At 61.8% G+C, this 14,496-nt stretch carries 9 protein-coding genes, 2 rRNA genes and 1 pseudogene; 6 read left to right on the plus strand and 6 right to left on the minus strand.

Features of this window, described 5'->3' with window-relative positions; translation table 11 throughout:
• Positions 1-350: 350 nt before the first annotated feature.
• Both MB901379_RS17055 and MB901379_RS17060 read right to left on the minus strand, forming a co-directional pair.
• The gene (locus tag MB901379_RS17055; RefSeq protein ID WP_158017703.1) at positions 351-1,271 is read right to left on the minus strand and encodes a tetratricopeptide repeat protein; all 921 of its coding nucleotides are present in this window, start codon (positions 1,269-1,271) and stop codon (positions 351-353) included.
• 177 nt (positions 1,272-1,448) lie between these two features.
• Positions 1,449-2,642 carry an acetyl-CoA C-acetyltransferase gene (locus tag MB901379_RS17060; protein WP_158017704.1) on the minus strand — a complete coding sequence of 398 codons (1,194 nt, stop codon included), beginning with the start codon at positions 2,640-2,642 and terminating at the stop codon, positions 1,449-1,451.
• An 82-nt stretch (positions 2,643-2,724) separates the two neighbouring features.
• On the opposite strand from MB901379_RS17060, the gene mce reads away from it, so the two are divergent.
• On the plus strand, positions 2,725-3,186 hold the full coding sequence (gene mce / locus MB901379_RS17065; protein WP_158017705.1) for a methylmalonyl-CoA epimerase: 462 nt from the start codon (positions 2,725-2,727) through the stop codon (positions 3,184-3,186).
• 9 nt (positions 3,187-3,195) lie between these two features.
• Here the strand turns inward: mce and MB901379_RS17070 are convergent, their stop codons facing one another.
• Together MB901379_RS17070 and nucS are read right to left on the minus strand one after the other, a co-directional pair.
• Complete coding sequence (locus tag MB901379_RS17070) at positions 3,196-3,489, minus strand: hypothetical protein (protein WP_158017706.1); 294 nt, start codon at positions 3,487-3,489, stop codon at positions 3,196-3,198.
• Between the two features lie 22 nt (positions 3,490-3,511).
• Entirely contained in the window at positions 3,512-4,183 is a 672-nt protein-coding gene (nucS, locus tag MB901379_RS17075) for an endonuclease NucS (protein ID WP_158017707.1), read from the minus strand.
• A gap of 45 nt (positions 4,184-4,228) precedes the next feature.
• Between nucS and MB901379_RS17080 the strand changes: the two genes are divergently transcribed.
• The 5 genes and pseudogenes from MB901379_RS17080 (at position 4,229) to MB901379_RS17100 (ending at position 10,957) form a co-directional block, all read left to right on the plus strand.
• On the plus strand, positions 4,229-5,845 hold the full coding sequence (locus MB901379_RS17080; RefSeq protein ID WP_158017708.1) for an adenylate/guanylate cyclase domain-containing protein: 1,617 nt from the start codon (positions 4,229-4,231) through the stop codon (positions 5,843-5,845).
• 357 nt (positions 5,846-6,202) lie between these two features.
• Positions 6,203-7,261 (plus strand): annotated as a pseudogene (locus tag MB901379_RS17085) (adenylate/guanylate cyclase domain-containing protein); the annotation flags it as partial.
• A gap of 33 nt (positions 7,262-7,294) precedes the next feature.
• Entirely contained in the window at positions 7,295-8,878 is a 1,584-nt protein-coding gene (locus tag MB901379_RS17090) for an adenylate/guanylate cyclase domain-containing protein (protein WP_158017709.1), read from the plus strand.
• 88 nt (positions 8,879-8,966) lie between these two features.
• Positions 8,967-10,463: a DNA-3-methyladenine glycosylase 2 family protein gene (locus MB901379_RS17095; RefSeq protein ID WP_158017710.1), complete on the plus strand. Its 1,497-nt coding sequence runs from the start codon at positions 8,967-8,969 to the stop codon at positions 10,461-10,463.
• The gene (locus MB901379_RS17100) at positions 10,460-10,957 is read left to right on the plus strand and encodes a methylated-DNA--[protein]-cysteine S-methyltransferase (protein WP_158017711.1); all 498 of its coding nucleotides are present in this window, start codon (positions 10,460-10,462) and stop codon (positions 10,955-10,957) included. Before MB901379_RS17095 ends, MB901379_RS17100 begins: the two co-directional genes overlap by 4 nt.
• A 61-nt stretch (positions 10,958-11,018) precedes the next feature.
• On the opposite strand, the gene rrf is transcribed toward MB901379_RS17100, so the two are convergent.
• Together rrf and MB901379_RS17110 are read right to left on the minus strand one after the other, a co-directional pair.
• Positions 11,019-11,132, minus strand: a 5S ribosomal RNA gene (rrf, locus tag MB901379_RS17105).
• 94 nt (positions 11,133-11,226) lie between these two features.
• Positions 11,227-14,331, minus strand: a 23S ribosomal RNA gene (locus tag MB901379_RS17110).
• Positions 14,332-14,496: the final 165 nt, after the last annotated feature.

Below are 14,496 nucleotides of genomic sequence, written 5' to 3' on the forward strand. Positions count from 1 at the left end.
CGGACCCAAGACCACCAGTACGCCCGCGCGCTTCGGGTGATGAGTGCATGCTTACCGCGGCTCAACGAATGGCGCTGCCGCAGCACACTGCAACGGGTCCTAGAGTCATCGCAGGGCCGCGAAGAGCCAGCACTGGCTGTAGCGCAACGCGTCGGCGGTGTCTGCGAGCTAAGCGAGCCATTCGCCGCCGGCGCTACCCAGTGGACGCCCAACATCGGTGCGTTGCGGCGCGGGCGGGATCCTCGGCCCGCCCGGGATCAGCGGATCGTCAGGCGGCTAATAGCACTTCACAATTCCACCAGTCCGACCCGACCACCCGGGCAGAAATGGGCCCATCGAGGCCCGCCCGTTCAGTAGAGCGCGTTGGCCAGGCTGCGCCGACCCGCGATTACCTCCGGATCGGCCGGGTCGAACAATTCAAAGAGTTCGATCAACCGAGTGCGCACCTTCGTGCGCTCATCGCCAGATGTATTCCGCACCAGAGTGATGAGACGTTCGAACGCCGCACCGACATCCTGGTTCAGGATTTGCACGTCGGCGGCCGCAAATGCGGCGTCGATGTCCTCCGGTGCGGTATCAGCGGCCTGGATCGCATCGGGCCGTTGCGCGGTTGCACGCGTGAGAAATTCGATCTGGCGAATGGCCGCCCTTGCTTCAACGTGGCTCGGATCGGAGTCCAGGATCGCTTGATAGGACTTTGCTGCCGCGACGAAGTCGCCCGCCTCGAGTTCCGTGCGGGCCTGCGCCAGGGCTGGATCGACTGCCGCGGCCTCCTCCGACCCCTTGGGGCCCTTGAGCTTTCCAGCCGTGGCAGAAAGGAGCGAGTCCACCCAGCCGCGCAACTGATCGGCCGGTTGCGGGCCCTGGAAGCTCGACAGCGGCTGACCCGCCGCCAGAGCCACCACCGTAGGAACCGCCTGGACGCCGAAGATCTGGGCAACCCTGGGCGCCGTATCGACGTTGACCGAAGCCAGGGACCAGCTGCCCTGGTCCTCAGCGGCCAGGGCCGACAGTGCGTCGAGCAGCTCGACGCACACCTCACTGCGCGGCGACCACAGCAACACCACCACAGGCACCTCGTCGGAGCGGCCAATTACTTCGTCTTCGAAGTTTGCCTCGGAGATCTCGTGGACATTCGCGGCACCCGGTCCGGGTGCCTGGCCGCCCGCGGGGCCAGCCGCCGAGGCGGACTGTTGGGCTCGCTGCTTGAGGCCGGAAAGGTCGACCGCACCCGCCATGGCAGGCCCGATCGGAGGTCGGGGACGCGTCACGTCGTCAAGTCTGTCACGGGGCATTGGCTACCGACGCACCCGGTGGCGCCGGCGCTGAACACGACAAATCGACGAACAATCGCATTTCCGGCACCGAGGGGTGGCAAATATGATCAATCTCACACCCGCCCCTGCGGCGGGTGGCGCCAGCAACGCCGGCCAGCCAGTCCCGAGCCGCTATCCGGCCCGCAGAATCAATGCGTCGCCTTGTCCGCCGCCACCGCACAGCGCGGCAACCCCGTATCCCGATCCGCGGCGCGCCAGCTCTAGGGCAACATGCAGCGTGATCCGTGCTCCTGACATCCCAATCGGATGGCCGAAGGCGATTGCACCACCGTTGGCGTTGACGACCTCGGGGTTCAACCCGAGCTCCTTGGTCGAGGCCAGGGCCACCGCAGCGAAAGCTTCGTTGATCTCCACCACATCGAGCTGGTCAACCCCGATGCCCTCGCGGCCCAGCGCTTTCTTGATCGCATTTGCCGGCTGTGATTGCAGCGTCGAATCCGGGCCGGCCACTACGCCGTGTGCACCGATCTCCGCCAGCCACGTCAGCCCCAGCTCCCGTGCCTTGTTTTTATTCATCACCACCACTGCGGCCGCGCCGTCCGAAATTTGGGAGGCCGAGCCGGCGGTGATTGTGCCGTCCTTACGGAAAGCCGGCTTGAGACCCGCCAAAGAGTCTGCGGTGGCGTCAGCCCGGATTCCCTCGTCTTCGCTGAACTGCAGCGGATCGCCCTTACGCTGCGGAATACTCACCGGGACCACTTCGTTCTCGAAAACGCCGTCTTTCCAGGCTGCAGCCGCTTTTTGGTGCGACGCGGCCGCGTACTCGTCCTGCTGCCGGCGGGTGAACTGGTCAATATCATTCCGTTGCTCGGTGAGTGCGCCCATCGGCTGGTCGGTGAAGACGTCATGCAACCCGTCGTAAGCCATGTGGTCCACCAACGGGTGGTCGCCGTACCTGTACCCGAACCGGCTGTCCGTCAGCAGATGCGGCGCTTTCGTCATGGATTCCTGACCGCCGGCAACCACCACGTCGAATTCCCCAGCGCGAATGAGCTGGTCAGCGAGCGCAATGGCGTCAACGCCGGACAGACACATCTTGTTGATGGTCAGCGCCGGCACGTCCCAACCAATACCGGCCGAGACCGCCGCCTGACGCGCGGGCATCTGCCCCGCCCCCGCGGTTAGTACCTGCCCCATGATCACGTACTCGACCAGGGACGCCGGGTCCGCTACTCCCGGGAAGGCCTTCGCCAAGGCGCCCTTGATCGCGATTGCACCCAGATCACTGGCACTGAAATCCTTCAGCGAGCCCATCAACCTGCCAATCGGGGTTCGGGCTCCAGCAACGATCACCGACGTCGTCATGACTACCTCCTAAACGCAGCGGAACGGCCGAACCGGCCAACCCGGCGAAGCAGATTCTTCCCCATGAGGTTACCGTTGTGTAATGACGACCGATCAAGTTGACGCCCGTCACCTGCTGGCCACCTCCCTGGTGACCGGCTTGGATCATGTCGGCATCGCCGTCGCCGACCTGGATGCGGCGATCGAGTGGTATCACGACCACCTCGGCATGATTCTGGTCCACGAGGAAGTCAACGACGATCAGGGTATCCGCGAGGCGATGCTCGCCGCGCCTAGCGCCCCGACCGGAGCCCAGATCCAGTTGATGGCCCCGATCGACGACTCGTCAGTGATCGCAAAGTTCCTGGAGAAGCGGGGGCCGGGCATTCAACAGTTCGCCTGTCGAGTAAGCGATCTCGACACTCTGTGCCAGCGGCTGCGTTCCCAAGGCCTCCGTCTTGTCTACGAGACTCCCCGGCGCGGCACCGCAAATTCACGAATCAACTTCATCCATCCCAAGGACGCCGGCGGCGTCCTGATCGAATTGGTCGAACCGGCCCGCTAAGGCGCAGACCTAAGACCACTTTCGGGTCGGACCACGGGTAGCGCGGTTGGCCCAGCACGGGGTGTGCCAATGTCGCCGGTGCTCCCCCGCTTCCGGCGAGTCGGCCGGCCACACCACCACATGTGCAGTGCCCGAACGGATTTCGTGATCGCATCCGGGACATCGATACGTCTTGACCGCACGCGTAGCCGCTACCAGGTGCACTTCGTAGTCGTAGCCGTCGGGTCCCGTCTCCACCCTGCGCGGCGGCAGAGACGCGGATACCGACCCCTGCCGACGTGGCGGTTTTCGGCGCCGTGCCATTGCGCCAGTTTAGTCGCGCGTCTCAGAAGAGTCGGTACTCGTCGCTGTCCATCCCGCGCATCTTGTCGTAATCCAGTGTTATACAACGGATCCCGCGGTCAGTAGCCAGAGTGCGTGCCTGCGGCTTAATCTGCTGAGCGGCGAAAACCCCCTTGACCGGCGCGAGAACGCTGTCGCGATTGAGCAACTCAAGATAGCGGGTGAGTTGCTCCACCCCGTCGATCTCGCCCCGCCGCTTGATCTCCACAGCTACACAGCCGCCACGTTCATCACGGCACAACAGGTCAACCGGCCCGATCGCGGTCATGTATTCGCGGCGGACCAGCGTATAGCCGTCGCCCAACAGTTGAACGTGCTCGGCGAGCAGCGCCTGCAGGTGTGCCTCCACGCCGTCCTTGACCAGCCCGGGGTCCACGCCCAGTTCGTGGCTGGAATCATGTTCGATCTCCTCGACCGTGATGCGCAGCTGCTCGCCGGTTTTGTTCGTCACTACCCACGCCGATGAGTCCCCGACCGGCTCTTCGGTCACCCAGCACGGTGGGCTCATCCAGTTCAACGGCTTATATGCGCGGTCGTCGGCATGCACGCTGACCGACCCGTCGGCTTTGAACAACAGCAACCTGCGCGCGGACGGCAGGTGCGCGGTGAGCCGGCCAACGTAGTCGACCGTGCATTGAGCAATGACTAAGCGCACCCGAATCACCTTAGAGCCTGTCCAACAAATTAGGCTGACGCCACCATGTCGTCGAGGAAGGCCTCAAAGAAGACCCTGGCGCAACGCCTGGGCCGGGTACTTGAGCGGGTCACCCGCCAGAGCGGCCGGCTGCAAGAGACCCCCGCGTACGGCTCCTGGCTGCTCGGACGGGTATCGGAAAGTCAACAACGGCGCCGGGTGCGCATCCAGGTCATCATGACCGTCCTCATCGTGGCAGCCAACCTGATCGGGATCGGAGTCTCGATCGTGTTGGTGACAGTCGCCATCCCCGAACCGAGTGTGTTTAGCGAAGCACCATCATGGGTCACCTTCGCGGTCGTGCCGGCCTATATCGTGCTCGCGTTGGCGGTGGGAACCTATTGGATCACCCGCCGAACGGTGTTTGCGTTGCGCTGGGCAATCGAAGAGCGTCCACCGACCCGCCGGGACGGGCACAATACGTTTCTGGTCGCGTGGCGGGTCGCGGTCGGTGACCTGATCCTGTGGGGATTCGGAGCGGTGTTGTTGACCACCCTCTACGGCATGGCCAACCACCTCTTCATCCCCCGGTTCCTCTTTGCGGTGACGTTTTGCGGCGTACTGGTGGCCACCGGCAGCTACCTGCTCACTGAGTACGCCTTGCGGCCGGTGGCAGCACAAGCGCTTGAGGCCGGCCGACCGCCCCGTCGCTTGGCGGCCGGCATCATGGGCCGAACCATGATGGTTTGGCTGCTCGGTTCGGGAGTTCCGGTCGTCGGCATCGCGCTGATTGCGATCTTCCAACTCGTGCTGCGGAATCTTTCGGAGACTCAATTCGCGGTCGGCGTGCTCATCGTGTCGATGGCGACACTGGTCTTTGGATTCATCCTGATGTGGATCATGTCGTGGCTCACGGCCACACCCGTTCGTGTCGTTCGCGCGGCGCTCCAGCGGGTCGAGCGGGGCGATCTGCGCGGCGACCTAGTCGTATTCGACGGAACCGAGCTCGGCGAACTGCAACGGGGTTTCAACGCAATGGTCGACGGCCTACGCGAGCGCGAGAGGGTACGCGACCTCTTCGGCCGGCACGTTGGGCGCGAAGTCGCGCTCGCAGCCGAACGCGAGCGGCCGAAACTGGGCGGTGAAGAACGCCATGTTGCCGTCGTGTTCATCGACATCGTCGGCTCCACAAAGTTGGTGACCAGCCAACCTCCAGGCGACATCGTCAAGTTGCTCAACCGGTTCTTCGCGGTCGTGGTGGAGGAAGTGGACCGCCGACGCGGGCTGGTCAACAAGTTCGAGGGTGACGCTTCGCTGGCTATCTTCGGTGCCCCCAACCGGCTAGACAACCCCGAAGACGAGGCGTTAGCGGCAGCGCGGGCCATCGCCGAACGGCTGGCCAAAGAGGTACCCGAGTGCCCGGCAGGTATCGGCGTGGCATCGGGGCAGGTGGTGGCCGGTAACGTCGGCTCCAAAGAGCGGTTCGAGTACACCGTGATCGGCGAGCCGGTCAATGAGGCCGCGCGCTTGTGCGAACTTGCCAAGGATCATCCGGGCAAGCTGTTAGCCTCGGCGGCGGCGGTAGATTTAGCCAGCGAAAACGAGCGTGCCCGTTGGTCTTTGGGCGAAACGGTGACACTGCGCGGCCATGACCAGCCCACTCAATTGGCCACACCCGTGTGAGAGCACTCCCGTACCGGCTGGCATACGTACGGAACTCGCACCATGGGTGGACGAACGATTCTGCCGCCAACGGTAATCGACATATTGGACTCAATGCTTTCTGCGCGGTAATCGCGGCCGGGGTGGATCGCCATCATGAACTGATCAAACAAGGTCAAAGGTGGCGCGTCACTGGCCATCTTTGGGCGCCGAATCATCTTGAACGCCAGGAAGATGGGCGCTGACCAACGCAGGGGCCATCGCCCACCTGCTGCCCGCCGAAGTGCTCCTGCGAAGCTTGTCAAGTCATCAGCCGGTCGACTGCTAGCGTCCTTGCAGTCGCTGGACGGTGCGGCCGAAATGAGTGCGCCCATTGGGTTCATCTCACAAGTCATGTTCTCGACATTGTTTTGCGGGGTTCTGGTCGCCACCGCCTGCTACATGTTCACCGAGTTCGCCCTGCGCCCGGTCGCCGCCCAGGCGCTTGAGGCAGGGCTACCGCCGGGACGATTAGCTCCCGGAGTGGTCGGACGGACCATGGTGGTATGGCTTCTCGGCTCTGGAGTGCCCGTCTTCGGTATCGCCCTGTTAGCGATCCTCGAGATGGTGCAGGAAAACTTTACCGAATACGAGTTCGCGGTCGGTGTGCTGATTGTCGCAACGGCGACGCTGGTCGGCGGGTTTCTCTTGATGTTGATCATGGCGTGGCTGACTGCGGCACCGGTACGTGTCGTGCGCGCAGCGCTTAAGCGAGTCGAACAGGACGATCTGCGCGGGGATCTGGCGGTGTTCGACGGCACCGAACTCGGCGACCTGCAGCGCGCGTTCAACGCGATGGTCGACGGGTTGCGTGAGCGAGAACGCGTGCGCGATCTTTTCGGCCGACACGTCGGGCGGGAGGTTGCCGCCGCCGCGGAGCGGGAGCGACCCAAATTGGGCGGTGAAGAACGCCACGTCGCAGCCGTTTTCGTCGATATCATCGGCTCGACGCAGCTGGTGACCAATCGACCCGCGGCAGACGTTGTTCAGTTGCTCAACCGGTTCTTCACAATCATCGTCAACGAGGTAGATCGCCGTCAGGGACTTGTCAACAAGTTCCAGGGCGACGCATCGCTGGCCATCTTTGGGGCACCCAATCGTCTTGAGCACCCGGAGGATGGGGCGCTGGCCGCCGCGCGGGCCATCGCCGAACGGCTAGCCGCCGAGGTGCCCGAATGCCCGGCCGGCATCGGCGTGGCAGCCGGACAAGTGGTCGCCGGAAACGTCGGGGCCAACGAAAGGTTCGAATACACCGTGATCGGCGAACGCAACCGATGGGGCTTGGGCGAGACGGTCACACTGCGCGGCCACGAACAGCCCACCCGGTTGGCCTCACCCGCTGCCATCCGGCTATCCGGCCGGGACGCGCCGTGGGGCGTGCCAAATAAATTAAGCTGACGCCACCATGTTGGCCAACGAGACGGCTCGGCGGTGGAGACGGTGACACATCAAGACGGCTCGTTCGTGGAGGGTCCGGCCTACGGATCCTGGCTGCTTGGGCATGTGCACGAAAGCCAACGGGTTCATCGGATCCGCATCCAAAGCATCTTGACCTCCGTCATCGCGGTCACGAACGTAGTCGGAATCTGCGTCGCGATAGCGATCGCGACGGTCGCCGTGCCGGCGCCAAACGTACTCTCCGATGCGCCGTTGTGGATTCCATTCGCCGTCGTACCGGCCTACATCGTGGTCGCATTTGCACTGGGCAGCTATTGGCTCACCCGGCGAACCACGCAGATGTTGCGCTGGGCAACCGAAGGCCGAAAGCCCAGCCCCACCGACCAGCGCAATGCGCTCCTGGCTCCGTTACGGTTTGCCGTCTTCCATCTCCTTGTGTGGGGAATCTTCACGGCGCTCTTGACGACCCTTTACGGCATGGCCAACAGCATGTTTATCCCGAGATTCCTTTTCGCGCTGACCTTTTGCGGTCTTGGAGTGACCACAGCCAGCTATATGTTCACCGAGTTCGCCTTGCGTCCCGTCGCCGCGATGGCACTAGCGGCAGGCCCACCGCCGAGACGGTGGGCCCCGGGGATCACCGGTCGAACGATAGTCGTCTGGCTCGCTAGTTCGGGTGTACCTGTCGTCGGCATGGCTCTGGTGGCAATCTTCGACCTGTCACTGTGGGAAATCAGCGATGACGAGTTCGCGATATCGGTTCTGATTGCGTCCACGGCAACGCTGGTATTCGGTTTGCTGCTCATGTGGATCCTGTCGTGGCTGACCACGACACCGGTGCGGGTGGTGTGCATGGCACTCAAGCGTGTCGAGATGGGCGAACTGCCAGGAGATCTGGTGGTGTTCGACGGAACCGAACTTGGTGAACTGCAGCGCGGGTTCAACGCCATGGTCGCCGGCCTGCGCGAGCGCGAACGGGTACGCGATCTTTTCGGCAGACATGTCGGGCGTGAAGTCGCGGCCGCGGCCGAGCGCGAACGACCCAAGCTGGGCGGGGAGGATCGCCACATCGCCGTCGTTTTCATCGACATCGTCGGCTCTACGCAGCTGGTGACCACGCAACCCCCGGCCGAAGTGGTCAAACTGCTGAACCGGTTCTTCGCGATCGTCGTCGACGAGGTGGATCGCCACCGCGGCCTGGTCAACAAGTTCTTGGGTGACGCCGCGCTAGCCATCTTCGGCGCGCCGAATCGGCTTGAGCACCCAGAAGATCAGGCACTGGCTGCCGCGCGGGCCATCGCTGACCGGCTGGCCACCGAAGTTCCCGAGTGCCAGGCTGGGATCGGCGTGGCGGCAGGTCAGGTCGTCGCCGGCAATGTCGGCGCCAACGAGCGGTTCGAGTACACAGCGATCGGCGAACCGGTAAACGAGGCGGCTCGCCTCTGCGAACTGGCCAAATCATTTCCGAGCCGCTTGTTGGCATCATCGGAAACACTAGCGGGCGCGAGCGAAACCGTTTGTGCCCATTGGCGTCTAGGCGATTCTACGACGCTCCGCGGGCTCGCCGCGCCCACCCGGCTGGCCACACCCGTCGAGCCCACCAGGCCGGATGGCTAGCGCCTCGCTAGCGACCAAGCCAAACGCACCGCACTGCAATGTCGCTTTTCCGCTAGTCTTGTCGGCGCTCAGGTGTAACTGTTGAAGGGTGCATGAAGATTTCGAACGATGCTATCGAGCCGTCCAGTCCAAGGACGCGCGGTTCGACGGATGGTTCTTCACCGCGGTCCTGACCACTCGGATCTATTGCCGCCCCAGCTGCCCCGCGCGGACGCCCTTCGCTCGTAACGTGCAGTTCTATCCGACCGCAGCGGCCGCTCAGCGAGCCGGCTTCCGTGCCTGCAAACGCTGCCGTCCCGACGCGTCGCCGGGATCGCCTGAATGGAATATCCGTGGCGACGTGGTCGCACGGGCAATGCGGCTCATTGCAGAAGGGGCCGTGGACCGCGAAGGTGTAACCGGCCTCGCCGCTCACCTCGGCTATACCACTCGCCAATTGGAGCGACTGTTGCAGGCCGAGCTCGGCGCAGGTCCGCTCGCACTGGCCCGCGCACAACGAATGCAGACCGCCCGGGTGCTAATCGAGACCACAGATCTGCCGTTCGGCGACGTTGCGTTTGCCGCCGGGTTCGCCAGCATCCGCCAATTCAACGACACCGTTAGGGTGGTCTGCGACAGCACGCCAACCGCGTTGCGAAAGCGAGCCGCTACCCGATTCGGTTCTGCCGTCACATCCCCCGGGACGGTGTCGCTGCGTCTGCCGGTCCGCACGCCGTTCGCCTACGAAGGTGTCTTCGGCCACCTCGCGGCCGGCGCGGTGCCAGGATGCGAAGAGGTGCACGACGGCGCGTACCGGCGCACACTACGGCTCTCGTGGGGCAACGGGCTGGTCAGCCTGTCTCCGGCACCCGACCATGTGCGCTGTCTGTTGATGCTCGAGGATTTTCGCGACCTCGCGGCGGCCACCGCCAGGTGTCGACGGCTGCTGGATCTCGATGCCGATCCCGAGGCGGTGGTGGAGGCACTTAGCGCTGACCCAGACCTGGGCCAAGTGGTCGCTAAGGCGCCCGGACAACGTATTCCTCGCACCGTGGACGAAGCTGAACTCGCCGTGCGAGCGGTGTTGGCCCAACAAGTATCGACCAAGGCCGCGCGCACCCATGCCAGCAGGTTGGTCACCGCTTACGGGCAGCCAGTCAACGATCCAACGGGAACCCTGACCCATACGTTTCCGTCGGTGCCGGAGCTTGCCGACATCGATCCCAAACACCTAGCGGTCCCCGCCGCGCGCCAACGCACGGTGAACGCTCTTGTTCGCGGCATCACCAACGGGACGGTGAACCTAGATGCTGGCTGCGACTGGACATACTCGCGGACGCAGCTACTCAACATCCCCGGAATCGGCCCGTGGACCGCAGAGGTGATCGCCATGCGAGGTCTCGGGGACCCGGACGCGTTTCCCGTCGGCGACCTCGGTATCCGATTGGCGGCAAAACAATTGGGGCTACCCAACGGGCAACGGACTCTCATCGAGCACAGCGCCCGATGGCGTCCCTGGCGCTCCTACGCCACACAACATCTATGGACCACCCTGGAGCATCCGGTAAACCATTGGCCAGCGGGACGTCCGAAGGAGATCGCATGATTCACAGCCGCACGATCGATAGCCCGATAGGGCCACTGACCCTGGCCGGTCATGGCTCGGTGTTGACCAACCTGCGCATGGTCGACCAGACCTACGAACCGAGCCGCGCCGGCTGGAAGGTCGACCACGGCGCTTTTGCCGACGCAGTCGACCAACTCAACGCTTATTTCGCCGGCGACCGCACCGACTTCGATGTCGAGCTGGATTTGCGCGGCACGGAGTTTCAACAGCGGGTGTGGAAAGCCTTGCTAGCCATTCCCTACGGCGAAACTCGATCCTACGGAGAAATCGCCGAACAAGTAGGAGCCCCCGGAGCGGCACGTGCCGTCGGATTGGCCAACGGCCGGAATCCCATTGCCATAATTGTCCCGTGTCACCGCGTGATCGGCGCGAGCGGAAAGCTCACCGGGTATGGGGGCGGCCTCGACCGGAAGCAGACGTTACTCGAACTGGAGAAACGTCGGCTAGCCGCGCACCTAACCCTTTTCGATTGAAGCTGCTACGCCAACCTCAACATGCAAAAACACCCCCGATAACGGGGGTGTTTTTGTGTATGTTCGGCGGTGTCCTACTTTTCCACCCGAGTTGGGCAGTATCATCGGCGCAGACAGGCTTAGCTTCCGGGTTCGGAATGGGACCGGGCGTTTCCCTGTCGCTGTGGCCGCCGTAACTCTATTTAAATTTGTACTGGTGGGGGGTGTGGCGTTCCACGACCAATTTGTCTAACAAATTCGTCGTTCTGGATATGTGGTTGCGATTATGTGTTGGTAAGTTTTCGGCCGGTTAGTGCCAGTTCCCTTCACTCATTACTGAGCTTCCAGGTCTGACCTATCGAACCCGTGTTCTGCGGGGGGCCTTATCCCACCTAGTGGGTGAGAAACCTGATCTTGGAGAAGGTTTCCCGCTTAGATGCTTTCAGCGGTTATCCTGTCCGAACGTGGCTATCCAGCGGTGCCCCTGGTGGGACAACTGGTGTACCAGAGGTTCGTCCGTCCCGGTCCTCTCGTACTAGGGACAGGTTTCCTCAGGTTTCTGACGCGCGCGGCGGATAGAGACCGAACTGTCTCACGACGTTCTAAACCCAGCTCGCGTGCCGCTTTAATGGGCGAACAGCCCAACCCTTGGGACCTGCTCCAGCCCCAGGATGCGACGAGCCGACATCGAGGTGCCAAACCATCCCGTCGATATGGACTCTTGGGGAAGATCAGCCTGTTATCCCCGGGGTACCTTTTATCCGTTGAGCGACACCCCTTCCACTCAGAGGTGCCGGATCACTAGTCCCGACTTTCGTCCCTGCTTGACTTGTAAGTCTCGCAGTCAAGCTCCCTTGTGCACTTACACTCGTCACCTGATTGCCGTCCAGGTTGAGGGAACCTTTGGGCGCCTCCGTTACATTTTAGGAGGCAACCGCCCCAGTTAAACTACCCGCCAGGCACTGTCCCTGAACCCGATTCAGGGTTCGAGGTTAGGTGCCCAATACGATCAGAGTGGTATTTCAACAACGACTCCGCCCCAACTAGCGTTGGAGTTTCACAGTCTCCCACCTATCCTACACAAACCGTACCGAACACCAATACCAAGTTGTAGTGAAGGTCCCGGGGTCTTTTCGTCCTGCCGCGCGTAACGAGCATCTTTACTCGTAGTGCAATTTCGCCGAGTCTATGGTTGAGACAGTTGAGAAGTCGTTACGCCATTCGTGCAGGTCGGAACTTACCCGACAAGGAATTTCGCTACCTTAGGATGGTTATAGTTACCACCGCCGTTTACTGGGGCTTAAATTCTCCGCTTCACCCTTGCGGGTTAACGGGTCCTCTTAACCTTCCAGCACCGGGCAGGCGTCAGTCCGTATACATCGTCTTGCGACTTCGCACGGACCTGTGTTTTTAGTAAACAGTCGCTCCTCACTGGTTTCTGCGACCGAATCCCGCTCCCACCGCAAGGGTGTTCACGGTATTCCGGTCCCCCTTCTCCCGAAGTTACGGGGGCATTTTGCCGAGTTCCTTAACCATAGTTATCTCGTACGCCTTGGTATTCTCTACCTGACCACCTGTGTCGGTTTGGGGTACGGGCCGTATGTGTGCTCGCTAGAGGCTTTTCTTGGCAGCAGAGGATGACCGAATTCGCCTCAATCGGCTATGCATCACCTCTCAGGATTAGTGAGCGACGGATTTGCCTATCGCTCTCCCTACAGGTTTGCCCCAGTATTACCACTGACTGGTACGGCTGCCTTCCTGCGTCACCCCATCGCTTGACTACTACCAGCGAAGGTTCCACGCAGCCCCGAAACTCCACGCCCCCGAAGGGGAATGATCGATCCGGTTTTGGGTGGTTAGTACCGCTGATTCATCACGGGCGCTCACACACGGGTACGGGAATATCAACCCGTTGTCCATCGACTACGCCTGTCGGCCTCGCCTTAGGTCCCGACTCACCCTGGGCGGACTGGCCTGGCCCAGGAACCCTTGGTCTTTCGGCGGGCAAGGTTCTCACTTGCCTTATCGCTACTCATGCCTGCATTCTCACTCCCCCATCCTCCACCGCCGGTCACCCGGCGGCTTCGCTGAATGAGGGACGCTCCCCTACCCAACCTTGCGGTTGTCGCGGCTTCGGCGGTGTGCTTGAGCCCCGCTACATTATCGGCGCACAATCACTTGACCAGTGAGCTATTACGCACTCTTTCAAGGGTGGCTGCTTCTAAGCCAACCTCCTGGTTGTCTTTGCGACTGCACATCCTTTTCCACTTAGCACACGCTTTGGGGCCTTAGCCGGCGATCTGGGCTGTTTCCCTTTCGACGTACGGAGCTTATCCCCCGCCGTCTCACTGCCACGCTATACACCACGGCATTCGGAGTTTGGCTGACGTCAGTAACCTAGTAGGGCCCATCGGCCATCCAGTAGCTCTACCTCCGTGGTGAAACACGCAACGCTGCACCTAAATGCATTTCGGGGAGAACCAGCTATCACGGAGTTTGATTGGCCTTTCACCCCTACCCACAGCTCATCCCCTCAGTCTTCAACCTAAGTGGGTTCGGGCCTCCACGCGGTCTTACCCGCGCTTCACCCTGGCCATGGGTAGATCACTCCGCTTCGGGTCCAGAACATGCCACTACACCCCTTACGGGGATACGCCCTATTCAGACTCGCTTTCGCTGCGGCTACCCCACACGGGTTAACCTCGCGACATGTCCCTGACTCGCAGGCTCATTCTTCAAAAGGCACGCCATCACCCCACAAGGAGGCTCTGACGGATTGTAGGCACACGGTTTCAGGTACTCTTTCACTCCCCTCCCGGGGTACTTTTCACCATTCCCTCACGGTACTAATCCGCTATCGGTCATCGAGAAGTATTTAGGCTTACCGGGTGGTCCCGGCAGATTCACAGCAGATTCCACGGGCCCGCTGCTACTCGGGAGTTGATATAAGGCAGGTGCCGGGTTTTCACGTACCGGGCTCTCACCGTCTACGGCAGACCATCCCAGGCCACTTCCGTTAACCACGACACTTTCTGACTGCCCCTCAGCCGAGTAGAGCTGAGACATATCAATCCCACAACCCCGCACACACAACCCCTACTCGGTTACCCATGCGTGCGGTTTAGCCATTTTCCGCGTTCGCTCGCCACTACTTACGGAATCACAATTGTTTTCTTCTCCTACGGGTACTGAGATGTTTCACTTCCCCGCGTTCCCTCCCGTACCCTATATATTCAGGCACGGGTAACACGACATAACTCGTGTTGGGTTTCCCCATTCGGAAATCCTCGGATCCACGCTCGGTTGACAGCTCCCCGAGGCATATCGCAGCCTCCCACGTCCTTCATCGGCTCTCGATGCCAAGGCATCCACCATGCGCCCTTAGACACTTACAAACACTACAAAAACCAAAGAATAAAATTGCACAAAAGAACACGCCGCCATTACGGACAGCGCATCCATTTGATGCTCGCAACCACTATCCAGTTCTCAAACACCACACCCCACCACCAAGATGGGGGGACAACCACTCAGACAAGCCCGAGTTGTTGTCTCAGGAC

It is taken from the genome of Mycobacterium basiliense, assembly GCF_900292015.1.
Taxonomy (GTDB): domain Bacteria; phylum Actinomycetota; class Actinomycetes; order Mycobacteriales; family Mycobacteriaceae; genus Mycobacterium; species Mycobacterium basiliense.